The organism is Kitasatospora sp. Ki12 (assembly GCF_054601375.1).
Window position 1 is genome coordinate 21,035 of record NZ_BAAIHT010000004.1, and the last position, 22,957, is coordinate 43,991.

At 73.1% G+C, this 22,957-nt stretch carries 22 protein-coding genes and 1 tRNA gene; 10 read left to right on the forward strand and 13 right to left on the reverse strand.

The features are described 5' to 3' along the window. The first annotated feature begins 19 nt into the window (after positions 1 to 19). Together ACYP53_RS39590 and ACYP53_RS39595 are read left to right on the forward strand one after the other, a co-directional pair. Positions 20 to 586, forward strand: coding sequence for a C40 family peptidase (locus ACYP53_RS39590; RefSeq protein WP_189924472.1), 567 nt, complete (start codon positions 20 to 22; stop codon positions 584 to 586). 339 nt (positions 587 to 925) lie between these two features. After that, a complete protein-coding gene (locus ACYP53_RS39595) occupies positions 926 to 1,276 on the forward strand; it encodes a hypothetical protein (protein WP_189924474.1) in 351 nt (116 codons plus the stop codon). A gap of 153 nt (positions 1,277 to 1,429) precedes the next feature. Here the strand turns inward: ACYP53_RS39595 and ACYP53_RS39600 are convergent, their stop codons facing one another. Continuing rightward, positions 1,430 to 2,434, reverse strand: coding sequence for a helix-turn-helix domain-containing protein (locus tag ACYP53_RS39600; protein ID WP_459650996.1), 1,005 nt, complete (start codon positions 2,432 to 2,434; stop codon positions 1,430 to 1,432). Between the two features lie 134 nt (positions 2,435 to 2,568). Between ACYP53_RS39600 and ACYP53_RS39605 the strand changes: the two genes are divergently transcribed. Continuing rightward, positions 2,569 to 2,640: transfer RNA gene (locus tag ACYP53_RS39605), tRNA-Glu, on the forward strand. Positions 2,641 to 2,740: 100 nt separating this feature from the next. Here ACYP53_RS39605 and ACYP53_RS39610 read toward each other — a convergent pair. The 3 genes from ACYP53_RS39610 to ACYP53_RS39620 form a co-directional block, all read right to left on the reverse strand. Next, positions 2,741 to 3,742, reverse strand: a complete 1,002-nt coding sequence (locus tag ACYP53_RS39610) for a tyrosinase family protein (RefSeq protein WP_459650997.1) — start codon at positions 3,740 to 3,742, stop codon at positions 2,741 to 2,743. 1 nt (position 3,743) lies between these two features. Further along, positions 3,744 to 4,157 (reverse strand): hypothetical protein, encoded by a 414-nt coding sequence (locus ACYP53_RS39615; RefSeq protein ID WP_459650998.1) that lies wholly within the window; start codon positions 4,155 to 4,157, stop codon positions 3,744 to 3,746. A gap of 205 nt (positions 4,158 to 4,362) precedes the next feature. Further along, entirely contained in the window at positions 4,363 to 5,769 is a 1,407-nt protein-coding gene (locus ACYP53_RS39620; protein ID WP_459650999.1) for an aminotransferase-like domain-containing protein, read from the reverse strand. Here ACYP53_RS39620 and ACYP53_RS39625 point away from each other — a divergent pair. Together ACYP53_RS39625 and ACYP53_RS39630 are read left to right on the forward strand one after the other, a co-directional pair. Beyond that, a complete protein-coding gene (locus ACYP53_RS39625) occupies positions 5,768 to 7,048 on the forward strand; it encodes an aminotransferase class V-fold PLP-dependent enzyme (protein ID WP_459651000.1) in 1,281 nt (426 codons plus the stop codon). The two genes, ACYP53_RS39620 and ACYP53_RS39625, sit on opposite strands and share 2 nt — an antisense overlap. After that, positions 7,045 to 8,331, forward strand: coding sequence for an MFS transporter (locus ACYP53_RS39630; protein ID WP_459651001.1), 1,287 nt, complete (start codon positions 7,045 to 7,047; stop codon positions 8,329 to 8,331). Before ACYP53_RS39625 ends, ACYP53_RS39630 begins: the two co-directional genes overlap by 4 nt. A gap of 185 nt (positions 8,332 to 8,516) precedes the next feature. Here ACYP53_RS39630 and ACYP53_RS39635 read toward each other — a convergent pair whose 3' ends face one another. Next, on the reverse strand, positions 8,517 to 9,710 hold the full coding sequence (locus ACYP53_RS39635; protein WP_459651002.1) for a serine hydrolase domain-containing protein: 1,194 nt from the start codon (positions 9,708 to 9,710) through the stop codon (positions 8,517 to 8,519). A 184-nt stretch (positions 9,711 to 9,894) separates the two neighbouring features. After that, positions 9,895 to 10,659 carry a GntR family transcriptional regulator gene (locus tag ACYP53_RS39640; protein ID WP_459651003.1) on the reverse strand — a complete coding sequence of 255 codons (765 nt, stop codon included), beginning with the start codon at positions 10,657 to 10,659 and terminating at the stop codon, positions 9,895 to 9,897. A 243-nt stretch (positions 10,660 to 10,902) separates the two neighbouring features. On the opposite strand from ACYP53_RS39640, the gene ACYP53_RS39645 reads away from it, so the two are divergent. Further along, the gene (locus tag ACYP53_RS39645; RefSeq protein ID WP_459651004.1) at positions 10,903 to 12,468 is read left to right on the forward strand and encodes an alkaline phosphatase family protein; all 1,566 of its coding nucleotides are present in this window, start codon (positions 10,903 to 10,905) and stop codon (positions 12,466 to 12,468) included. An 85-nt stretch (positions 12,469 to 12,553) separates the two neighbouring features. Here ACYP53_RS39645 and ACYP53_RS39650 read toward each other — a convergent pair whose 3' ends face one another. The 5 genes from ACYP53_RS39650 to ACYP53_RS39670 all read right to left on the reverse strand — a co-directional run bounded on the left by ACYP53_RS39650 (position 12,554) and on the right by ACYP53_RS39670 (position 15,602). Continuing rightward, on the reverse strand, positions 12,554 to 12,766 hold the full coding sequence (locus ACYP53_RS39650) for a hypothetical protein (protein WP_459651005.1): 213 nt from the start codon (positions 12,764 to 12,766) through the stop codon (positions 12,554 to 12,556). Positions 12,767 to 12,916: 150 nt separating this feature from the next. Continuing rightward, positions 12,917 to 13,333: a hypothetical protein gene (locus ACYP53_RS39655; protein WP_459651006.1), complete on the reverse strand. Its 417-nt coding sequence runs from the start codon at positions 13,331 to 13,333 to the stop codon at positions 12,917 to 12,919. Beyond that, a complete protein-coding gene (locus tag ACYP53_RS39660; protein WP_459651007.1) occupies positions 13,330 to 14,079 on the reverse strand; it encodes a Type 1 glutamine amidotransferase-like domain-containing protein in 750 nt (249 codons plus the stop codon). The genes ACYP53_RS39655 and ACYP53_RS39660 overlap by 4 nt, the downstream gene beginning before the upstream one ends. 27 nt (positions 14,080 to 14,106) lie before the next feature. Next, positions 14,107 to 14,967, reverse strand: coding sequence for an MFS transporter (locus ACYP53_RS39665; RefSeq protein WP_459651008.1), 861 nt, complete (start codon positions 14,965 to 14,967; stop codon positions 14,107 to 14,109). An 11-nt stretch (positions 14,968 to 14,978) separates the two neighbouring features. Then, complete coding sequence (locus ACYP53_RS39670) at positions 14,979 to 15,602, reverse strand: YqcI/YcgG family protein (RefSeq protein ID WP_459651009.1); 624 nt, start codon at positions 15,600 to 15,602, stop codon at positions 14,979 to 14,981. 1,541 nt (positions 15,603 to 17,143) lie between these two features. Here ACYP53_RS39670 and ACYP53_RS39675 point away from each other — a divergent pair. Next, the gene (locus tag ACYP53_RS39675; RefSeq protein ID WP_459651010.1) at positions 17,144 to 17,887 is read left to right on the forward strand and encodes a hypothetical protein; all 744 of its coding nucleotides are present in this window, start codon (positions 17,144 to 17,146) and stop codon (positions 17,885 to 17,887) included. 31 nt (positions 17,888 to 17,918) lie between these two features. Here the strand turns inward: ACYP53_RS39675 and ligA are convergent, their stop codons facing one another. After that, positions 17,919 to 20,012: an NAD-dependent DNA ligase LigA gene (gene ligA, locus ACYP53_RS39680; protein ID WP_459651204.1), complete on the reverse strand. Its 2,094-nt coding sequence runs from the start codon at positions 20,010 to 20,012 to the stop codon at positions 17,919 to 17,921. A gap of 334 nt (positions 20,013 to 20,346) precedes the next feature. Between ligA and ACYP53_RS39685 the strand changes: the two genes are divergently transcribed. Next, a complete protein-coding gene (locus ACYP53_RS39685) occupies positions 20,347 to 20,832 on the forward strand; it encodes a hypothetical protein (protein WP_459651011.1) in 486 nt (161 codons plus the stop codon). Between the two features lie 111 nt (positions 20,833 to 20,943). Here ACYP53_RS39685 and ACYP53_RS39690 read toward each other — a convergent pair whose 3' ends face one another. Continuing rightward, positions 20,944 to 21,147, reverse strand: a complete 204-nt coding sequence (locus tag ACYP53_RS39690; protein ID WP_373313956.1) for a hypothetical protein — start codon at positions 21,145 to 21,147, stop codon at positions 20,944 to 20,946. A gap of 228 nt (positions 21,148 to 21,375) precedes the next feature. On the opposite strand from ACYP53_RS39690, the gene ACYP53_RS39695 reads away from it, so the two are divergent. Both ACYP53_RS39695 and ACYP53_RS39700 read left to right on the forward strand, forming a co-directional pair. Beyond that, entirely contained in the window at positions 21,376 to 21,990 is a 615-nt protein-coding gene (locus ACYP53_RS39695) for a TetR/AcrR family transcriptional regulator (RefSeq protein WP_229929278.1), read from the forward strand. After that, positions 21,987 to 22,940, forward strand: coding sequence for an SDR family oxidoreductase (locus ACYP53_RS39700; RefSeq protein ID WP_459651012.1), 954 nt, complete (start codon positions 21,987 to 21,989; stop codon positions 22,938 to 22,940). Before ACYP53_RS39695 ends, ACYP53_RS39700 begins: the two co-directional genes overlap by 4 nt. Positions 22,941 to 22,957 lie beyond the last annotated feature (17 nt).

Below are 22,957 nucleotides of genomic sequence, written 5' to 3' on the forward strand. Positions count from 1 at the left end.
TCGGAAAGGAAACACCGTCATGAACCGCATCCGCCGCTGGACCGTCCCCGCCCTCGCCGCCACCGCCCTGCTCGGCTCGCTCACCCTCACCGCGCCCGCCGTCGCCGCGACCGGCACCGACACCGTCGCCCAGGCGCAGGACCAGCGGGCCGCCGCGCCGAAGATCACCCGCGCCGAGGAGATCCGCCGGGCCACGCGCTGGCTGACCGCCGACGCCGGCAAGCCCGTCCCGTACAGCCAGCACAAGACCTGGAAGGACGGCTACCGCCAGGACTGCTCCGGCTACGCCTCGATGGCGCTCAACCTGCCCAAGCCGGCGCCCAACACCGTCGCGCTGAAGAACAACGGCTGGACCAAGCCCATCAAGATGTCCGAGCTGCGCCAGGGCGACCTGGTCATCAAGGCGAACAGCAACGACCCCGACCACCGCCACGTCGTCGTCTTCGACCACTGGGACAGCGGCAAGCACTCCTACCAGGCCTACGAGCAGGCCGGCCACGTCGGCACCCGGCACACCTCGCACAGCTACGGCCTCAAGGACGGCGACGGCTACCACGCCTACCGCCCGGTCAACCTGGCCGACTGACCCACCGCCACCACCGAGCGGGGGAGGGGGAGGGCCCCGGACGGCACCGCGCCGTCCGGGGCCCCGGCGCGTTCCTGACCTCGGAATTCCCGGTGGAAGGAACGCCTTTTCCGGGCCGTACGATTCAGCTCCCGGTAAAACCGTCCTCAAATGCCGCTCATGCACCGGCTGGGGTCCGCACGGGGGTCGCACGGGTTCCGCTCTCCGCGCGTTGCGCCGTTCCGCGATCGTTGAAAACCTTTGGGACGTACCCGGTCGAGGGGAATTTCCGGGGATTTCAAAGTGCGGGGCGAATTCGGTCGTCCCGGGCTTCGGGGAAATGCTGAGAGGGGAATAGAAATGCGCAGGATCATGCGGAACTCGGTCGTTTCCGTCGCCATCGCCGCCGCCGCGGTGGTGGGCCTGGCGACGACGGCCAGCGCGCAGAACTACGTCATCACGGGCGCCTACGGCTACTACGACCCCAACAAGCACATGTTCGGCATCGGCGACACCGAGGCCGACGGCCAGTACCCGTACGTGCAGTGGAAGATCAACGGCGTCAGCCAGGGGGACCTCGTCAACTACAACGGCAACGGCAGCTGGCGGGACGTCACCATCTCCTCCGGCAAGTGGGGCCAGAGCCTGGCGTGGCGGATCTGCCGCTCGGGCGGCGGCGGTTGCTCGCCCTGGCTCTACGAGACCGCCTGACCCGTCCCGACCCGCGTCGCGGCAGGACCGGCGGCCCGGCACGCTCCCCCGTGGCGTGCCGGGCCGCCGGTGTCCAGGTGGACGATGCCAGTGCGCGGGCCGGCCGTGTTGGCGCTGCGTCGACAGGTCGTTGGCAGTGCGTCGACGGGTCGGTCATCCGTCCGTGCCGCCGGCCAGTGCCAGGCGGCGGTACTCGCCGGGCGGCAGGCCGTACGCGGTGCGGAAGGCGCGGCTGAAGTCGGAGGGGCCGGGGATGCCGCAGCGGGCGGCGACGGCGTGGACCGGCAGGGTGCGCAGCGCGGGGTCGGCCAGGTCGCGGTGCGCCCGCTCCAGCCGCCGGCGGCGGATCCAGGCGGCGACCGTCTCGCCCTCGGAGTGCTGGGTGAACAGGCGGTGCAGGTAGCTGACGGAGATGTGGTGGGCGGCGGCGATCGCGGCGGGTGTCAGTTCGGGGTCGTGGAGGTTGCGCCGGATGAAGGCGTGGACGTTCTCCACGAGGGCGCGCCGGCGGGTGTCGTCGGGCAGCGCGGTCTCGGTGTCGAGCTCCCGGGCCAGCCAGGCGGCGATCAGGTCGACCACGACCGTGCCCAGGCGGGGCGCTTCGGCGGGTCCGAGGAGGGCGGCCTGCCGGTCCAGGCCGACGAGGAAGTCCGCGAGCAGCGCGCCGGTGCCCTCCCGGCCGGAGAACCCCCGGCCCAGGACGGTGCGCAGCCGCTGCGGCGGGATCGGCAGCAGGGCGGTGGGGAAGTCGACGCCGACGGCCTCGACTCGGCGTTCGGCCCGGTCGGGGGCGGAGGAGGGTGCGGAGGCGGGGGAGGCGAAGGCCCGCAGGTCGAAGGGGTCCGAGCCGTCGAGCAGGTGCAGGTCGCCGGCGGCGAAGGCCTCCGTGGGGTGCCGGGTGTCGCGGCTCAGGGCCATGTCGCCGTCGAGCAGCAGCGTCAGGTGGTGCACCCCGGCGTCCGAGCGCCGGGCCATGCGCTCGGTCCGCCAGAACCGCGCGGAGGGGAACGAGGTGCGCAGGAGGGTCACCGGACCGAGCTCCAGGCGCCGCATCTCGGCGCGGAAGTCGTCGGCGTGGGCGCTGGCCACCTCGCTGGCCCGGGTGCGCCCGATCAGTTCCCGCCAGTGGTCGAACCGTTCCCTCGCGGTCGCGTTCACCGCCGCTCCTTCGTGTTCCGCCCCGCCGGCGGCGGGGGAGTCCTGCCGATTTTCCTCTCCCGATCATCAGCTGGTAACTTCTTCCTCGTCGGCGGGACAGGATCGCGGAAGCGGTCGAAGACCCGGCCGGACAGGCGTCGGTGGTGCAGCGGTAGCACGCCCACTTTCAGTGGGAGGGGTTCGTTCGATTCGGGCCCGGCGCTCCAACGGGCAGGGGCGGAAGTCGTTTTCGACTTCCGCCCCTGCTGCTTTTCCGGTGACCGCTTTTCGGTCCCGCTGTTTCGCCGCTTTCTCGGTGACGCTCCCTCAGGGCAGCCGGTCGTAGGTGTAGACCGCGGAGATGTCGAGGACGGAGCCCGGGGTCGCGGTGGCGCCGAGCGGGGAGACGATCGGGTCGCCGATCCGCTCGCCCTGGTAGGTGGCCGCGGGGGCGCTCATGCCGGGCGCGTAGACCCGGCCGTAGCGGGTCATCCAGCCTTCCCAGATCCGGTCGACGTTGCAGTGGTGGAGGAAGAACACCGGGTCGTTGGGGGAGGTGCCGGGCGCCATGTCGCCGCCGATCCAGACGTGGACCTGGTTGTGCGCGTGGACCGGGCGGGCGAGGTCGCGCGGGATCCAGCCCTCCAGCAGGTTGCGGAAGCCCTGCGAGGAGCTGTCGAAGGCGGTGGTGTCGTAGCGGTCGGCCGGATCGGTGCCGGCGGCCGGGGGCTTGTGGGCGAGCACCGTCTTGACCTCGTCGGTGGTCGGCAGGGTGGGCCAGTCCCGGGCGAAGGAGCGGCGCAGGCCGCGCGGCGGGACGGTCTGGACCGGCATCCCGTTGAGGTCGCTCTCGATGCGGACGGTGAAGGACGTCGGATCGGCCGGGCGATGGGCGAACGGGCCGGTGTGCACCGGATCGCCGTCCCCGCCGAGGTAGTCCGCGGTGAAGACGGTGGCGGTGGTGGGCGAGCCGAGGTCGCCGTCGGCCGCCCAGTCCCAGTAGGGCAGGGCGAAGTCCGGCTTGCCCAGGACCTGTTGGATCCTGGTCTCCAGCAGGGCGAGCATCACGCGGTGCCAGGGCAGGAAGATCGGTCCTCGGTGGGCGGCGTTGCGCTTGCGCGGGCTGCCGCCCGGCGGGATGGGGGTCATCATCGTCCAGCAGTGCCAGATGACGAACTGGTCGTAGGTGAACACCGGGGCGGGCGGCCCGGGGACGCCGAGCTGCTCGGTGGTGAAGGCGGTGCGCTCCTGCTTGAGCGCGAGGACACCGGCGAGGTAGTCGTCGCGCGCGGTCGCGTCGTCGAGGATGTTCCTCCGGAGGACGGGCATCTCAGCCGCCCTGTCCGGTGTGGTCCGGCCCGGTGTGGCCTTGTCCGGGGTTCTGTCCGGTCTGGTCCTGTCCGGGGTGGTCCGGCCCGAACCGGCCGGGGAAGGAGCGGATCAGTGCCTTGACGGTGTCCACCGCGGAGAAGAACTGGTAGGCGGGCAGGCCGTGGCAGGTCAGCACGCCGTCGTCGTCCACGTCGAGCCCGGCCGGCAGCGGACGGTCGTCCACGGTGATGTCGTAGGTGGTGACGATCCTGATCCGGTGGCCCTCGTACTCGGCGGTGCGTACGGAGGTGGAGCGGCCCGGGTGGCCCGTGTCCATGTGGCCGTGCGCGGGCTTGATGCCCGCCAGGTAGGTGCCGAAGGTGTGCGGGTCGGCGGCGGTGGCCAGGTCCGCCGGGGTGATGCTCGGGTCCATGACTGCGTCCCGGGGTCGCGGTGGCGGCGCGCCGCCGGGCTGCGGGCGCCGTCCGTCTTCCAGCGTCGCGCCGCGCGGCGGCCCGTGCAGCTCGGGCTGCCGGGCGGGTACGCAGCGCGACGGGGAAGGCCGGTGAACGGCGGCGGCGCGTACGCACGGTGACTGCGGGACGGGGGCCGGGGCACGTACGGGCAGCGCTGTCGGCTCAGCCGGCGCGGGTGGCGGCGGCCAGGCGAGCGGCGGCCTCGGCGAGGTCGGCGGGCTCGGCCGCGGCGGCGAAGCCGAGCCGCAGGTGGGCGGCGGGCGCCTCGGCCGGGAAGTGCGGCCGGCCGGGGTTGACGGACACCCGGTGGGCCGGTGCCGCGTTCGCGACCTCCGTCTCGGTCAGGTGGGCGGGCAGCCGCAGCCACAGGTGCAGGCCGCCCTCCGGGATCCGGTGCAGGTCCCAGTCGGGCAGCTCCCGGGCCAGCGCGTCGGCCAGGACGGCGCAGCGGTGCCGCAGAGAGGTGGCCAGGGTGCGCAGGTGGCGGTCCCACGCGGGGGTGCTGAGCAGTTCGACGGCCGCCTCCTGGAGGGGGCGGGCGATGAAGAAGTCGTCGACGCGCCGCATTCCGAGCAGCCGCCGCATGACCGGGCCCCGGGCGGTGACGGCGCCGATCCGCAGGCTGGGCGAGGCGGGCTTGGTGAGCGAGTTGAGGTGGATGACGGTGCCGTCGCGGTCGTCGGCGGCCAGCGGGCGCGGCACGGGCCGGCCGTGGCCGAGCAGGCGGGCGAAGTCGTCCTCGACGAGGAAGGCTCCGGCGGCGCGCGCCACGTCGACGACCTGTCGGCGCCGTTCGGGGGCGAGGACGGTGCCGGTGGGGTTGTGGAAGGTGGGCTGGCAGTAGAGCAGGCGGGCGCCGGTCATGGCGAAGGCGTCGGCGAGCAGGTCCGGGCGCAGCCCGTGCTCGTCCATCGGGACGGGCACCGGCCGCAGTCCGGCGGCGCGGGCGGCGGCCAGCGCGCCGGGGTAGGTCGGGGACTCGACCAGCACCGGGTCGCCGGGCGCGGCGACGGCGCGGAACAGCATGGACAGCGCCCCCTGTCCGCCGCCGGTCACCAGGACGTCCTCGGGGCCGACGTCGCCGCCGACCTGCCGGGCGAAGAGTGTGCGCAGCGTCGAGAGCCCGGCCGCCGGGGCGCGGTGCCAGGCGTCCGGGCGGCGGGCGGCCCGGGCCAGGGCGCCGCCGAGCAGCCGGGTGGGCTGGAGGCTCTCGTGCAGGTAGCCGCCGGACAGGGCGACGGTGCCGGCCGGCAGGCGTTCGGGCTGCTCGTCGGGCGTCTCCGGCGGGACGTGCCGGCCGGCCAGGGCCACCGCCTGCCAGGAGGTGTCCGGCTCGCCGCCGGCGACGGGGCTCGGCCGGCGCGCGGAGACGTAGGTGCCGCTGCCGGGGCGGGTGACGACGGCGCCCTCGGCGGCGAGCAGGGCGATGGCGCGGGAGACCGTGACCGGGCCGACGCCGTGACGCGCGATCAGGTCCCGGCTGCTGGGCAGGCGGTCGCCGGGGGACAGGCGGGCGACCTCCGCGCGGAGGAGCGCCACCAACGTCTCGATACTGCTACCGTCAGACATGAAGGATGACAATAGCGCTTTCGTCGACAGTCCGGAACCGCTCCTCGGTTCAGAACCGCCCCTCGACGCCGGCGGCCCGGATCGGCCCCTCGACCTCGCCGCCCTGCGGGCCGACACCCCCGGGTGCGAGACGGTGATCCACTTCAACAACGCCGGCTGCGGACTGATGGCCCGTCCGGTGCTCCAGGCGATGCTCGACCACCTGCACCTGGAAGCGGCCATCGGCGGCTACGAGGCCCACGCCGCCCGCACCACCGAGATCGCCGACTTCCACGCCTCGCTCGCCGAACTCCTGCACACCCGCCCCGGCAACATCGCCTTCGCCGCCAGCGCCACCCACGCCTACACCAAGGCCCTCTCCGCGATCGACTTCCGCCCCGGCGACACCATCCTCACCACCCGCAACGACTTCGTCTCCAACCAGATCGCCTTCCTCTCCCTGCGCAAGCGCCACGGCGTTCGGATCGTCCACGCCCCCGACCACCCCGACGGCAGCGGCGTCGACGTCGACGCCATGGCCGCCCTGATGCGCGCCCACCGCCCGCGCCTGGTCGCCGCCACCCACGTGCCCACCAACTCCGGGCTCGTCCAGCCGGTCGCCGAGATCGGGCGCCACTGCCGCGAACTCGACCTGCTCTACCTCGTCGACGCCTGCCAGTCGGTCGGCCAGTACCCCGTCGACGTCGAGGAGATCGGCTGCGACCTGCTCACCGCCACCTGCCGCAAGTTCCTGCGCGGCCCGCGCGGCTCCGGCTTCCTGTACGTCTCCGACCGGGTGCTCGCGGCCGGCCACGAACCCCTGCACATCGACATGCACGGCGCCCGCTGGGTCGCCCCCGGCCACTACCGCCCGGTCGACACCGCCGCCCGCTTCGAGGAGTGGGAGTTCCCGTACGCAACCGTGCTCGGCTGCGCCGCCGCCGTCCGCTACGCCCTGCGGGTCGGACCACGGGCCGTCGCCCGGCGGACCCCGGCCCTGGCCGCGCGGCTGCGCGAGCAACTGGCCGCCCTGCCCGGCGTCCGCACCCTCGACGGCGGGCCCGCCCCGGCCGCGCTGGTCACCTTCGCCATCGAGGGCTGGCAGGCGCGGCCGTTCAAGGCCGCGCTGGACGCCCGCGGCGTCAACTCGGCCCTGAGCTACCGGGAGTTCGCCCAGTACGACTTCGCCGACAAGGAGGTGGAGTGGTGCCTGCGGCTGTCGCCGCACTACTACAACACCGAGGAGGAGGTCGACGCGGTGGCCGCGGCCGTCGCCGAGCTCGCCGGGAGCGCCCGGTGACCGAGACCTCCACCCCGACCGGCGCGCCCGTCGTCACCGAGGCCCCGCCGCCGGGCCTGTGGCGCAACGCGGACTTCCTGCGGTTCTGGCTGGGCGAGACCGTCTCGCTGCTCGGCACCCAGGTCACCAACCTCGCGCTCCCGCTCACCGCCATCGGCGCCTTCGGCGCGAGCGACGAACAGGTCGGCCTGCTGCGCTTCCTCCAGCTCGTCCCCTACCTCGGGCTCGCCCTGCTGATCGGCGTCTGGACCGACCGCGCCCGGCGCCGGCCGGTCATGCTCGGCGCCAACCTGGTCCGGCTGCTCCTGCTCGCCCTCGTCCCGCTGCTGTACTGGTGGCACGCGCTCACCCTGCCCGTGCTGATGGCGATCGCCTGCACGGTCGGCATCGCCTCGGTGGTGTTCGACGTCAGCTGGATGTCGTACGTGCCGGTGCTGGTCAGGAGCCGCGAGCACTACGTCGAGGCCAGCGCGAAGATGGGCGCCAGCTCCTCCGCCGCCGACGTGGCCGGGCCCGGACTGGCGGGCGTCCTGGTGTCGGCGCTCGGCGCCCCGGTGGCCCTGGTCGTCGACGCCTGCTCCTACGCGGTGTCCGTCCTGTCGCTGCTGCTGATCCGCACACCCGAGCCGCGCCCCGAACCGGTGGCCGAACGGCACCTGTGGCGCGAACTGCGCGAGGGCCTCGGCTGGGTGCTCAAGGACCGGGTGCTCCGGGCCCTCGCCCTGATCGGCTTCTGCTGCAACTTCTCGATGATCACGGTGTGGACGATGTTCCTGCTCTACGGCACCCACGACCTGCACCTCGGCTCGACCGCCCTCGGCGGCGTCCTCGCGACGGCCTCCGTCGGCGGCCTGATCGGCGCCCTGGTCTCGCGCCGGGTGATCGCGCGCTTCCCGCTCGGCCGGGTCTACCTTGTCGCCCAGACCGCCCTGCTGCTCGGCCCGGCCCTGATCCCGGCCGCCGCCGGACCGCGACCGGTGATGGTCGCGCTGTTCGTCCTGTCCTTCTTCACCACCTACCTGGGCCTCGGCGTGGCCGGGGTCGTCATCGTCAGCCTCCGCCAGGCCGTCACCCCGCAGGCGATGATGGGCCGGATGACCGCGGCCTTCCGCACCCTGCTGTACGGCGGCGGCGCGCTCGGCGGGCTGTCGGCCGGCGTGCTCACCGGCTGGCTGGGCGCCCGGGGCGCCCTGACGGTGGCCGCCGCCGGCTCCGCGGCCGTCGTGGTCGGCCTGGTGCTCTCGCCGGTCAGCCGGCTGCGGGCCCTGCCGACCGGGCCCTGAGCGGTCTCCGCACGGTCCCGGGGCGGCCGGTCGTGCACCGGCCGCCCCGGGACGGTGCTCAGGCCGGCCGGTCCAGGCAGAGCTCGGACAGCTGCCCGCCCAGGTAGGCGCCGGCGTGGACGTGCATCCGGCGCAGGTAGGTGCCGGTCCCGACAGTTGACGCCCGCGGCTCCGGGCCCCCGGCCTCAGTCGGTCAGCAGCGCGCAGACGAAGTCCTCCTCGACGTCCCGCAGGTGCGCCAGCAGGTCCGGGTTGCCGCGCTGGTTGACCTGCGTGGTGACGGAGACGGTCAGGCTGCGGCGGCCGTCCGGGGTGCCCGCGCCGAGCTGGGTGTAGCCCGCGGTGTTGCCCGTGTGCCCGTACACCACGCCGCACCGGGTGCGGTACTCGAAGATCGCCAGTCCGGCGCGGTTGGCCCCCGGGCCGGCCGGCTCGGAGGCGCCCGCGACGAAGTCCCGTTGCTGGCGGCGGGTCGCGTCGTCGATCAGCGGGCCGCCCGCGTACCCGGCCGCGAACGCGCTGAAGTCCCTCGGGGTGGACACCAGGCCGCCCGACGCCCAGGAGCCCGAGGCGCCGAACCGGGTGCTGACGTCCTCCGGCGGGTCGGGCGGCTGGACGTCGTAGCCGTGCAGGTACGGCGCGGGCAGCTGGTAGCCGGAGGGCAGGCTGGTCCGGGTGAGCCCGAGCGGCCGGTAGACCTGCGAGTCCAGCAGGTCCTCGTAGCGCTGGCCGGTCGCGGCCTCGGCCATCAGGGCGACGGCGATGTTGTCGGAGTTGGAGTACTGGTAGCGGGAGCCGGGGGCGAACTCCAGCTCCCGGTCGGCGACGAAGTCCAGCAGGTGCCGGGAGTCGAACACATGGTGCGGGTCGGCGCGGATCACGTCGAGGAAGTCCGGCGCCGCGCTGTAGTCCGGCAGCCCGCTGGTGTGGTTCAGCAGCTGGCGCAGGGTCACCGCGCCCCAGGCGGCGGGCAGCGCGGGCAGCCGGCCGGCGACCGTGTCGTCCAGCCCGAGCAGCCCGCAGTCGACCAGGCGCAGCGCGACCGCGCCGCTGAACGCCTTCGCCGCGCTGGCCAGGCGCATGTGGTCGTCGGTGCGGGGCGGACGGCCGGTGCCGGCCTCGGCGACCCCGGCCCGGAACACCCGCACCCGCTCGCCCTCGCGCAGCACCGCGATCGCGCCGGGCGGCCCGTCCGGACGGTCGACCAGCTCCTGCAGCCGGGCACGCAGCGCGAGGTCACCGTCGTCGTGGGGCGTGGCCGCGGCTGCCGATGCCGCGGCGGGCCCGGCGGGCGCCAGCGCCAGCGCGGCGGCGAGCAGGACGGCGGCCGCGCGGCCGGGGCGGTGGGGGTGCGGGGACGGGCGGGGGTGCAGGGACACGGCGGGGCCTCCGGACGACGGCTCGGGGTGCTCAGGGTGACTCGGCGGCGGGCGTCGGACCGCCGCTCCGGCCGCAAAGGATCACCCGCCGGCAGCCCAGGGAAACCGTCGCGGGCCCGCCATGACCCACCCAGCCGAGCACCCCGCCCCGAGCACCCCGTCCGGGCCGGCCCGCCGCGGGTCCTCAGGCGGGCGGGGCGCCCAGGGCCAGGGTGAAGCTGAAGCGGTCGCCGCGGTACAGGGTGCGGACCTGTTCCAGCGGGCGGCCGTCGGCGTCCAGGCTGCGGCGGTGGAGCAGGAGCATCGGCAGGGCGGGCGGGGTGCCGATGAGCAGGGCCTCGCGCGGGGTGGCGAGCACGGTCTCGATGCGTTCCTCGGCGGCCCCCAGGTGCACGCCGTGGTCGCGCAGGTAGCCGTAGAAGGAGCCCTCGGGGTCGAAGTCGCCCGCCAGGTCGGGCACCCGGGCGACGGGCACGTAGGTGGACTCCAGCCCGACCCGCTCCTCGTCGGCGCGCAGCACGCGCTCCAGGTGCCACAGCGGCTCGCCCTCGGCCACGTCCAGGCGCCCGGCCATCGCCGGGTCGGCGGGCAGGCGGTCCAGGCCGATCAGGGTGCGGCCGGGGCGCAGGCCCTGGCGGGTGACGCCCTCGGTGTAGCTGGTGAGGGAGAGCGGCTGCTCGATCTTGGGCCCGGCGACGACCGTGCCCCGGCCCTGGCGGCGCAGCCGGCCCTCCAGGAGCAGTTCGCGCAGCGCCTGGCGGACGGTGGCCCGGGCGACGCCGTGACGCTGGGCCAGGTCGGCCTCGGTGGGCAGGCGCCCGCCCGGGCCCAGGTCGCCGATGAGGTCCTCGAGCCGGGACTTGACCAGGTAGTACTTCGGCACCCGGCCGTGCTCGGGGACGCCGGCGCGGGCGGGCTCGGGGCCGGCCGGGGGGATGGGGTGGATCACCGGGCAAGCCTACCGAGCGGGCCCGGACGGGAAGCGGGCGCGGAGGGAGCGGACCCGGAGGTGTGGGCGGGAAGCGGGCCCGGGGGAGCGGACCCAAAGGTCACGGAACGATAACCAGTCTGGACTGAATTTCGGCGGTTGTTCATACAACCGTGGATTCGCCGAGGGCCCGTCCTCGCCCGGCCGCCCCATCCTCGGTGCCGGTGCAACTGCACCGCGCCGCCGCCCCGTTGGGAGCCCCCCTTGCGTACCTCCCGGTCCGCCCGCACCGTCGCCCTCGCCACCGCGACCGCCGCCGCCACCGCCGCCGCGCTGATCCCGCTGTCCTCCGCGGCCGCCTCCGCGGCCACCGCCACCGCCACCGCTGACGCCACCGCCACCGCCGACGGCTCGTACCAGGGCCTGCCGAACGGCACCAAGCGGGCCAAGACCCTGGTCATCGGCGTCGACGGCACCCGCTACGACAAGCTGCTCACCGCCGACGCGCCCAACCTCAAGGCCCTGATGGCCGGCGGCCTGACCGCCACCAGCAACCTCTACGCCAACCCGCTGGCACCCACCCTGTCCGGCCCCGGCTGGTCGACCATCGCCACCGGCGCCTGGCCCGACAAGCACCAGGTCAAGGACAACGCCTTCACCGGCGCCCGCTTCGACCTGTTCCCCGACTTCGCCACCCGCCTGGAGAACGCCGACCCCACCAACTCCACGCTGGTCATCGGCTCCTGGAACCCGATCACCGCCAACGTCTTCAACGGCCGCGCCGACCTGCGCATCCCGGAGAGCGAGAACGACACCAAGACCGCCACCGACGCCGCCGACTACCTCGCCCACGGCAACCCGGACACCACCTTCCTGCACTTCGACGAGGTCGACGAGGCCGGCCACGCCCACGGCGGCACCAGCCCCGAGTACGCGGCCGCCATCCACTCCGTCGACGCCCTCGTCGGCCAGGTCGTCCAGGCCGTCAAGTCCCGCCCCACGTACGGCTCCGAGGACTGGCTGATCGTCGTCACCACCGACCACGGCCACACCGACGCCGGCGGCCACGGCGGCAACAGCGCCAACGAGCGGCAGACCTTCCTGATCGCCGACGGCACCGGCTACACCCCCGGCTCGCGCCGCTACGACGTCAAGCCGGTCGACATCGCCCCCACCGTCCTCAAGCACCAGGGCGTCCCCGTCGACCCCGCCTGGAAGCTCGACGGGCAGCCGATCGACGAGATCACCCCCGACGCCTTCGACGCGCTGCGCCCGAGCCTGCAGACCCGCGTCGACGAGACCGGCATCCCCGCCGCCGTGAAGGGCTGGACGCACACCCCGCCGGCCGGCTGGAGCATCGACAACTCCCGGATGCCCAGCGGCGGCGTCACCGAGTGGCGCGGCTGGGCCTTCGCCACCGACGAGTTCTGGACCGCCACCCAGCTCGGCCAGTCCCGCGAGACCAACGTGCGCGCCCGCAACGTGTTCGCCGTCGCCGACTCCGACGAGTGGGACGACAAGGCCCACGGCGCCGGTCAGTTCGACTCCACCCTGGTCAGCCCGGCCTACCCGGTGACCGGCCGCAGCCGCGGCACGCTCTCCTTCGCGACGAACTACAAGATCGACGGCCCGCAGACCGGCGACCTGTACGTGGTCTTCGACAACGGCGCCCCGCAGCTGGTGAAGTCCTACCGCAGCGACCTCAACACCGTCGAGCAGCTGCCCGTCACCATCCCGGCGGCCGCCGCCACCGCCCGCTTCCAGTTCCGCTACACCGGCACCAACAGCGCCTTCTGGACCGTCGACCAGGTCGCCTTCACCACCTCCTGACACCGGTCACCGCCCACGGGCACGACGGGGCCCCGCACCGGCGTCCGGTGCGGGGCCCCGTCGTCGAGCGTGTGGTGCGGCGGCCCTACAGCAGGCCGTACTCGACGGTCGTCGCGTCCGTGCCGGCGGTCAGCAGCAGGCCGTACTCCGTCGCGGACGCGTCCGAGCCCGCCGCGAAGTACGTCGGCGCGTTCTGCGCGGCGGAGGCGGTGCCGACGCCGCTGCCCCCGGCACCGGCGGACAGCAGAATGGCGACGAGCAGACCGGTGCCGAGCATGGCGGAAGTGCGGAGCTTCATCGGTTCCCCCGTGGATGAGTTGGGCTCAGGATGCGCGAAGCCTATTGTCTGCCAAGGGAGTTGACCACTCATTACTCGGCGGTCGGGGTTCGGGTGTGTCCCATCGGCGGGCAATGGGCAGTGTGGGACGACCGGGTGGTCACCGGTGCATCATCCGGTCTTCACCGCTATCCAGCCCGCGAAGTTCATCCATCTCCAGAAGCAGTCGACCCGCTGGAACCCGGCCTGCCCCAGGAGCTCCACGTTCTCGTGTTCCAGTCCGATCATGTCGTAGTACAGCAGGTGCCGGGCGTAGCGGCCGTCGCTCGGAATGGGTGCACCGACGATCTCGGCGTCTACGAGCTGGTCGATGAGTTCTTCCGCGGCCTCTGCCGTCAGGCCGGCCGTCTCGGCGAGGTACCCCACTGCGGTGCCGCGTTCGGTGGGGGCGGACAACATGGCGATCAGCCCGGTGAGGAAGCCGGGTGCGTCGAGGATCTCCGTACCACTGGGCGGGACATGGCCGATCCGCAGCGTGGTACCGAGCTTGCGGGCCTCCAGGTAGGGCTTGAGCTGCAGTAGGTTCATGGTCGTTCGGCCTCCAGGCGGCGGGATGCGGGAAGGCTCGCGGGGAATCGCGTTTCAACGGCGTCGGGAGCGGCCGACCGTACGGCGTCGACGCCCCGGGCTACCTGGTAGAGCGCGGAGTCCGGGGTTCTTGAGACGATGTCCGCGAGGCGTCCGTCCGCGAACAGTGCGGCGACGCCGTCGTCCAGGGCCCAGCCCTCCGGCAGTGCCCCGCTTGCCACGGCGGAGAGATATGCCGCTCTGCGTTCGGCCTCGCTGTCGTAGTGCGGGCACATGCTGCCGGGCAGGATCCCCAGGCCCCCGGTGAGCGGGGCGAGAGGACCGAAGGAGTCGGTGAGGCAGGCCTCGAACCAGCAGGCGGCCCCCGCACTGATTCCGCAGAGCAACGTCCCGTTCGCGTAGGCCTCACGCAGGATGTCGTCCACGCCGTGCTCCCGCCACACGGCGAGCATGTTCGCGGTGTTGCCTCCCCCGACGTACACGATGTCCTGGCCGAGCAGGAACGCGCGGAGGTCGTGGTGCGTACGTCGGAACAAGGGCAGATGGGCCGGTTCGCAGTCGTCGCGTTCGCCGAACGCGGCGTGGAAGCGTCGGACGTAGCCGTCGGAGTCGCCACTCGCGGTGGGCAGGAAGCAGATCTTCGGCCGCTTGCTTCTCGCGTGGCTCAGAACGAAGTCGTCGAGCAGGGTGTCCGGATCATCAGAGAATCCGCCGCCGAGCAGCACGATCTTCCGGGGTGTGGTCATTGAAGTGCTCTTCCTCCGCAAGAGGGGTCAGGAGGTTTTCTCCGCCGGTTGTGCGTGCGGCGCCTCCGGCGTGTTCGTGAGGCGCCGCACTCGGGGTACGAACGCGAGGATCGCGGGCACGGTCAGGGCCAACAGGACGCTCGCCTCGAGCAGGGTCACGTTCCGGCCGACGGCCGCGGCCGCGCTGCCGGCCAGCAGATATCCGAACGGGCGAAGGGCGGAGGATCCGAGGCGGTCGAAGGCGGCCACCCGTCCGAGCCGGTCCGGTGGTGTCTCCCGCTGGAGCGTGGTCTCCCAGAACGTGTCCGCCGCGGCAAAGCCCGCCCCGGCGAGCGCCGTGGCGACCAGGAGCAGCGGCAGTACGCCGGTTTGAGACAGCGCGGCCAGGGCCGGGGCCGCAGCCAGCATGGACAGTTGCACGGCCACCAGGGGGCGTGTCGGCGTGAACCGCAGGGACAGCAGGCCGCCGATGAGCGATCCGGCACCGAAGGCCGTCACCAGCGCCCCCCAGGCTCCCGCACCGCCCAGCGAGGATCTCGCGGTCACTGGTCCCAGCGTGAAGAACACCGCAAAGCCTGCCTGGAAGACCAGGAACTGAGCGATACCCGCCACCATCCACGAACGGGACCGCACCTCGTGCCGGCCGTCGGGGAGTTCCCCCATGACACTTCGCGGGACCCCGCCCACCTTGGGATCGCCCCCGCTGTGATGGCGCATGGGGAGCAGGAGAAGTGCTGAGACGAGGAAAGTCGCGGAATCGATGAGCAGGGACCAGCCGGGGCCGGCGTACACGACGAGGAGACCGGCTATGGCGGGTCCCAGCAGGCCGGCTCCGTTGCCCACCAGACCGAGCAGGGCGTTCGCGCGTTGAAGCTCGTCGGCCGGCACGGTTGCCGGAGTCAGGCCCGTCGCCGCCGGGGCGAAGAACCCCGAACGCCGCCGACGGATTCCCACCAGCGAACCGGCGGATCTCCCAGAGCGGCAGGCTTCACGAATCGGTGAGCCTCACAGGGGGAGAGCGTGATCGAGACGTCGCAAGGACGGCCGTGCCGCGCGTACAGCTCCCTGATCCGTGAGCGCACCGCACCGGATATGAGGCCGTCGCTTCCGGGGCTGACTGCCCGTTCGAAAGCGCTGTCGGGCTGGAGGAGAAGGAAAGTGAAGGGTTCCCCGAAAGTGTGGCGCGCATGATCTGGCGAATAGCAGGACGCCATGGCGATCACAAACATCCGCTCGCCGGCGAAACTGAAATACCAGCCTTCACGCTCCGGCGACCTCGCATCGCCACGACCGCGCGGGTCCCGGGCGGCCAGCCCCTCCACGATCTGACGGGTGGTGTAGGCCAGCCCGTTCACAGTGGCGCCGAAGGAGGAGGGGAGGGACATGAGGACGCCGTCGAGAGCCTCGCGCCGACACGCCTCCGCGAAGCCGGCCAGCGCCCGGCTCCAGGGATCCATCGCGTCGGCGAGGGTGCTGCCGTTCCAGTCGGGTGCCGCCCAGATCGTCGAGCGCTGGGCGAACACGCAGTGGGTCTGCTGGAGGATGCGCTTGAACGATGAGAATCCGGCGCCGTCGAAGGGCGACCAGTCACGGTCGAGTCGGAGGCCCCGTGGGATCGCCGCTCGGCCTGCAGGCATGGTCGGTGGGCGGACTTGACCCGCCCCCCGAAGAGCCTGGAGATGAGGGGAAACCTCTTGCAGGAGGGAGGTGACTGAGGAATTCCTGAGTTGAATACGCTGCCAGCGAGTCAGTTGTCGCACGCCGGCATAGATGTCGACCAGTTGCGTGATGCGTGACGCGCCGGAAAGAAGCTGTCGAGCAATCTGAGGAGTTCACAACGAAGGGAAGGAAGCTGCGACAGGGTGTAGTGCAAAGAACTTCCCTAACGCTGACACGGCTTTCTCGGCCCGGGCGATGGCGGAATCGTCATGCGGCATTGAGCAGGCCGTGGAAACCGTGTCTTCGAGAAGGCTTGCGGCGGCCCTCATACCGATGCCAGGTGGAGGCGTTGCCATACTCTTCACATCCCCCACCTGATGCCGGACGGATCGCTGACCGGCAAGGCGACCGGTAATCGTGATGACCTGCGGCGCCGCGCGCCTTCGTCGCCAGTGCTCGTGCGCCGGACCGGCGCTCCCGAGACAAGGCAGAAGAGAGGATCCGAGAAGAGGCACGGACCCGCGACGGTGACGACGCCGGGCGATCGGGGGATGGCCGCGTCCGTGACGGACGACCGCCGAGTGTCGTCGACCGCGTACACGGCCGCGCGCACCGAGCAAGGAGAGCCGCTTCCGCACGTCTCCGTCGACTGGGCGGGAAGCATGGTGGGCCGGGGCGGCGCAACGGCCAGTGCCGTCTGCAGCCTCCTGAGCTTCCCAGCGGCAGCGCCGACGGAAGACCGCTCGACAGCCTCCACCGCCGCCCCGCCTCCCAGACAGGCATCCGCAGGCATGATCCCCCCTTCCTGTGACAGGAGTTGAGCTTCTGTCAGAACGAGGCCACTGTCAACACGTGACGCGTGACGGGTGACGGGTGACATTTCACTGCTCGTCTGACGGTCTGCGACTGCGGCCCGGACGGAGGAGGCTCCTCACGGCCCGGCTGGACGGCCTGGCCGCTCGTCGACCAGGGGTGCCTCGACGCGCGGGACGACGTCGCCGGGTATCGCTGCACAGGGCGTGTCCCCGCAGCGGCCATGTCTCGTTGGGCGGCAGCTCTCCGAGTCGGAAGCGGATCGATGGCTTCCTGCCGGTATCGTCTTCTGGCTGGATGCTCACGGTGACTGAGTGTTCGAGGCCACACGCCTGCGATTCGCCGGCCCCGCATCCGACATCTGGTCGAAGGCGCGGGCGGGGCCGGAACCGGTGGGCGCTCGCCGGCAAGGCTCCCGTGCGGCACGTCCACGGTGGAGGGCGGGGCGCGGTACCCGCCCGCACGGTCGTGTGACAGAACCGCGACGGACCTGTGCTTCTGGTCGTTCCGAGGCCGCCCCTACCATGATGCATCGTCAATTCCGCTACATGCCGCAGGAATTCATGTCGATCATCGATCGGAAGTGGGGACTGTGCCGGGGAGTCGGAGTGTCGAGGAGTCGGAACGGCAGATCGCGTCGTGGGACGACCGGGTGGTCGCCGGGATGTGCATCGTCGCCTGCGGCGCGTCGGCTGTGGCGGGGGTGTTCGGAGTCTCGCTCGCCTGGCAGATGCCGTTCCTGTTCCTCGCGATCTACGTGATCATGCGGGCGCTGGTGCCGCTGCGGAAGTCGAAGGACGAGCTCGCCCGGATGCGCGACGAGCTCCGGTCCCTGCGCGAGAGCGTCGACCGGTCGGCGCCGAGCCGGATCGAGCACTACCCCAACGCCGCCGCCTTCTACGGGGCGGCGACCGCCTACCTGCTCCAGCGCGGGGTGCGCAACCTCGACACCTGGTACGTCCGGACCGGCACCCCGGACGACTTCAGCCAGTCGACCCAGGAGTTCGCCGACTACTTCGGCCGAGTGCTGGACTGGGCCCGCGCCGGCGGCTCGGTGCGGCGGCTGTTCTGCTCCGGCTCGTCCACCGAGTTCGCCGACTGGACCGCCCGGCACCGGGCCGAGACCCGGGACCTGACCCGCTACGAGATCAGGGACGTGCGCTGGTCCATCCGGGCGGACCTGCTGAGCATGGCCATCATGGACGACCGGGCGGTCTTCCTGGCCTTCACCGTCGGCGCCCGGGTCTCCGGCATGCGCCTGGAGGGCCCGGAGGCGGCGAAGTACTTCAAGGAGTACTTCGACCGCCACTGGGAGAACGCCGACGTCGTGCGCTGACGCCGGCGTTCGGCCCGCTTGCCCGGGGCCGTCAGGCCTGGGGCAGGTGGGCGGCGACCAGGGCGGCGAACTCGTCGGGGGTGAGGATGCGGATGCCGAGGTCTTCGGCCTTGGCGCGCTTGGAGCCGGCCTTCTCTCCGGCGACGAGGAGGGTGGTGCGCTTGGAGACGGAGGAGGAGGCCTTGCCGCCGGCGCGCTCGATGAGCTCGTTCACCTCGTTGCGGGAGAGCGTGGCGAGGGGGCCGGTCATGCTGCCGGTGACGACGACGGCTTCGCCTGCGAGCGGGCCGGTGCCCTCTATGGTCGGCTCCTCGGCGCTGGCGGGGGCGGGTGCCTGCGGCGCGGTGACGGCGGTGCCCACGCCGCGGTCGGCGAGGCGGTCCAACAGGGGTGAGAGGTCGGCGAGTTCGGCGACGATGACGCGGGCCTTCTCGGTGCCGATGCCGTCGACCTGCGCCAGCGTCTCGGCGTCGGCGGCGCGGATCGCGGCCATCGAACCGAAGTGGGCCGTGATCCGGCGGGACATGGTGCGCCCGGTGCCGCGCACGCCGAGCGCGCAGAAGACCCGGTTGAGCGGGCGGCTGCGGGCGGTCTCGATCGCGGCGAGCAGGTTGTCGGTGCTGGTGTCGCCCATGCGCTCCAGGGCGAGCAGCTGCTCACGGGTGAGGGCCCACAGGTCGGCGAGGTCGCTCACCAGGCCGGCTTCGACCAACTGGACGGCGCGGGTGCCGCCCAGGCCCTCGATGTCCAGCTGGTCGCGGCCGACGGCGTAGCTGATGGACGCCACGAGCTGGCAGTTACGGCCCCGGACGCAGCGCCAGCGCTGCTCCTCCCGGTCGATGGCGTCGCCGCAGCGCGGGCAGACCTCGGGGAAGGCGATCGGCCGCTCCTCGCCGGTGCGTTCGTCGACCAGCGGCGCCTCGACGCGCGGGATGACGTCACCGGCCCGGTAGACGAAGACCCGGTCGCCGAGCATCAGGCCGCGCCGGGTGATGTCGGCGGGGTTGTGGAGCGTGGCGTAGGTGACGGTGACCCCGTCGATGACGACCGGCTCCAGGACGGCGCGCGGGGCGATGATGCCGGTGCGCCCGACGTTCCACTCCACGTCGAGCAGCCGGGTGACCTTGTGCTCGGCGGCGAGCTTGCGGGCCACGGCCCAGCGCGGCGCGCGCGAGCCGGAGCCGGCCTCCCGCTGGTCGGCCGCGGAGTCGGCCTTGACCACCACGCCGTCGATGCCGAACGGCAGCTCGGAGCGGAGCGCGGCGATCTCGTCGACCCGCTGCTGGGCCTCCTCCAGCGTCGCGCAGCGCAGCGGGTGGGCGGCCGTGGTGGCGGCGGTGTTGGCCCCCAGGGCGGCCAGGCGCTCCAGCAGGGCGCTGTGGGTGAGGCCTTCGCCTTCGCCGGGCCCGTCGCCGATTCCCCCGTCGGGGCTTTCGTCGAGGCCGACCGCGCCGTAGCCGAAGAAGGTCAGCTCGACCCGGTAGGGGCGGTCCTTGGCGCGCAGAGTGCCGGCCGCGCCGTTGCGGGGGTTGGCGAACGGGACGGCGCCGTGGGCGGTGCGCACCTCGTTGGCGTGCTCGAACTGCTCGCGGGTGAGCAGGACTTCACCGCGCAGCTCGACGTCGACCGGCTCGGCGAGCACGGCGGGCAGGCCCAGGACGGCGTCGGCGGCGTGGCTGATGTCCTCGCCGGCCAGGCCGTCGCCGCGGGTGATCAGCTGGTGCAGCCGCCCGGCGCGGTAGCGGGCGGCCACCGCCAGCCCGTCCAGCTTGGGCTCCACGCACCAGGCGTCCACCGGGCGGCCCAGGCGGCGCTCCAGCCCGGCCGCCCAGTCCGCGAGCTCCTCGGCCGAGAAGACGTTGTCCAGCGACAGCATCGGCACGCTGTGCGGCACGTCGCCCCCGACCGCGCCGCCGGCGACCTTCCCGGTGGGGGAGTCCGGCAGCACCTCCTGCGGGTGCGCCTGCTCGTAGGCCGCGACGTCGCGCAGCAGGGCGTCGTACTCGTCGTCGCCCAGCGGGGTGGCGCCGTCGGTGTAGTAGGCGGCGGCGGCCCGTACGGCGGTGGCAACGGCATCGGCGTAGTCGCCGGGGGTGAGCAGAGCGGCGTCGTTCATAGGCAGCATCATCGCCACTGGCACTGACATTCGACCGGTCGGACCGCGCCGGGGTCACGTCGGGGGCCGCGCCGGTCGGGTCCGCCGGGGCGGGCCGGGCGTACCACCGGCGCGCGGGCGGGCGCGCCCCGCTTCCGTCGGGGTGGCGGTGCGCGCGGTCTGCCCCCGGCCGGGGGCGGCCGGCGTTGACGGCCGGTCACGCCGGGGTGGAGCGTGGCCGGTGACGGGGCGCCGCCCGCCGGGCCGGTCCGGTCCGGCCCGTGACGATCAGCGCCCCGTCCTCGTCCTCTCCCCTCTCTCCTGTTCGCGTCCGTGGTCCCGCCCCGAGCATCGAGGAGTCCCCATGCGCTCCAGCGCGTCCGTCCGAAGAACCCCCGTCCTGGCCGCCTGCGTGCTCGCGGCGGCCGCCCTGCTGTGGCCGGCGGCGACCGCGGGTGCGGCCGCCGCCGCGAACCCGCCGTTCGGGACGCAGACCAAGATCGGCCTGTACGCCCCCGTCCCGGCGGGCTGGGCGGCGATCGCCCAGGACCAGGCGGCCGGTCAGAAGACCATCGAGTACCTCGGCGGAGCGCCCTACCTGGCCCGGGTCGGCGTCCTGGCCAACACCACCGTGCCCGCCGGCTGGGTGCTGGTGGGGGTGTCCCTCGACGCCCGGACCTCCTCCGTCGCCTACCTCGGTGGCGCGCCGCACGGCGCCGTGGTCAGGACCGACGTCGGCTGCACGATGCCCGGCGGCCGGGTCTACGGCTACCCCGTGCCGGCCGGCTGGACGATCGCGGGCAGGGGCACCGACTCCTCCTGCTCGTGGCAGGACCTGCGCTTCCCCTGAGACCCGCCCGGGTCCGGTCCGGCGGTCCGGTTCGGCGGCCTGGCTCAGCGGTCCGGCTCAACGGCCTGGCTCGGCGGTCCGGTGGCGGCACCACCGCCGGACCGCCTCCGCTCAGGGGAGGTAGCGCTCCAGTGCGGCGGCGCCCTTCTGCTCGATCTCCTGGCGCGCCCACTCCAGACGCCCGGGGGTGACGTCGCGGCCCGACGCCATCACGAGGTCCTCGGGGTCGAAGGGGCGCTCGCCCCCGCTGTAGAGCTGCCGCCGCATCCCGGACGCCGACTCCGGCACGCCGCCCTCGGTCATCGGTTCGCGCATGTCCATCACCTCATCGCCTGGTGGCCCGTACGCACGGTCCTTCGATGGTCGTTCCGACGGCCGGACCATGACGGGTGGAGTACGACCAAGTTACTCCGTCCGGGTGAATGTGCCTCCTGTTCGCGATGTGTCGCCCGCCGTGTGTCCTCCGGCCGGGGCGGGTGGCCGGAGGGCGGCTCCGCCTGCTTTAATAAATGAACAGGCATTTATTAATGGGAGGTGGTGGCGATGGCCGGACGCCCCCGCGGGGTCGACGACCTGGCGATCCTGCGCGCGACGGCGCGGGTCATGGGGCAGGTGGGGCCCGCCGGGCTCACCCTGGCCGTGGTGGCGCGCGAGGCCGGCGTCGTGCCGGGCACCCTCGTGCAGCGGTTCGGCTCCAAGCGGGGCCTGCTCCTGGCCCTCGCCGACCGGTCCGTCCAGGACGCCGACGAGCTGATCCGACGGGTGCGCCGCGCCCACGACAGCGCTGTCGAGGCCCTGGCGGCACTGCTGACGGAGACGGTGGCGGTGATGGCCACGCCGGAGGCGTTCGCCAACCACCTGGCCTTCCTGTGCGCGGACCTCGCCGACCCGCAGCTCCACGAGCGCGCCCTGGCCGTCCACCGCGCCCAGGCCCGGGCGGTCGCCGAGCTGCTGGCGCAGGCCGCCGACGCCGGCGAACTGCGTGCCGGGACCGACGTCGCCGCGCTGACCCGCACCGTGCAGGCGGTCACCGTCGGAGCGGGCCTGACCTGGGCCCTGGAGCGCGAAGGCGCCCTCGGCGAGCGGCTGCGCGGCGAACTCGACGCGGTGCTCCGCCCCCACCTCCCGCCCGCCGACACCCCGGAGGAACAGCGATGACTGACGTGACGACCGACGCGACCACTGACGCGACCGCCGACAAGTACCGCCCGCTGGCCGGGAAGGTGGCCCTGGTCGCCGGCGGCACCCGGGGCGGAGGGCGGGGCATCGCCGTCGCGCTCGGCGCCGCCGGTGCCACGGTGTACGTCACCGGCCGCAGCAGCGCCGGCGGCCGCTCCGAGCTGGACCGCCCGGAGACCATCGAGGGCACCGCCGAGCAGGTCACCGCCGCCGGCGGCCGGGGCATCCCCGTCCGCACCGACCACAGCCGCCCCGAGGAGGTCCGGGACCTGGTGGGCAGGATCGCGGCCGAACAGGACGGACGGCTCGACCTCCTGGTCAACTCCGTCTGGGGCGGGGACCCGCTCACCGACTGGGAACACCCCCTGTGGGAACAGGACCTCGACACCGGCCTGCGGCTGCTGCGGCAGGCGGTGGAGACCCACGTGATCACCAGCCGGTACGCGCTGCCGCTCATGGTCGCCCGCGGGAGCGGCCTGGTCGTGGAGGTCACCGACGGCAACACCGCCCGCTACCGCGGCTCCTTCTTCTACGACCTGGCGAAGTCGGCGGTCATCCGCCTCGCCGTCGCCCAGGCCGCCGAACTCCGGCCGCACGGCGTCGCCGCCGTCGCGCTCACGCCCGGATTCCTGCGCTCGGAGGCGTTGCTGGAGCACTTCGGCGTCACCGAGGACGACTGGCGCAAGGGCGCCGAACAGGACCCGAACTTCGCCCACTCCGAGAGCCCCGCCTACCTGGGCCGGGCGGTGGCCGCACTGGCCGCGGACCCGGACGTCATGGCCAAGACCGGGCGGGCACTGGCGACCTGGGGCCTGTACCGGGAGTACGGGTTCACCGACGCCGACGGCAGCCGGCCGGACTTCGCCGCGCACTGGGCCGCGAACCTGGAGGAGCAGTACGGGCCCCTGGGCGAACCGCTGTCAACTTGACCCGGCCCTGAAGGACC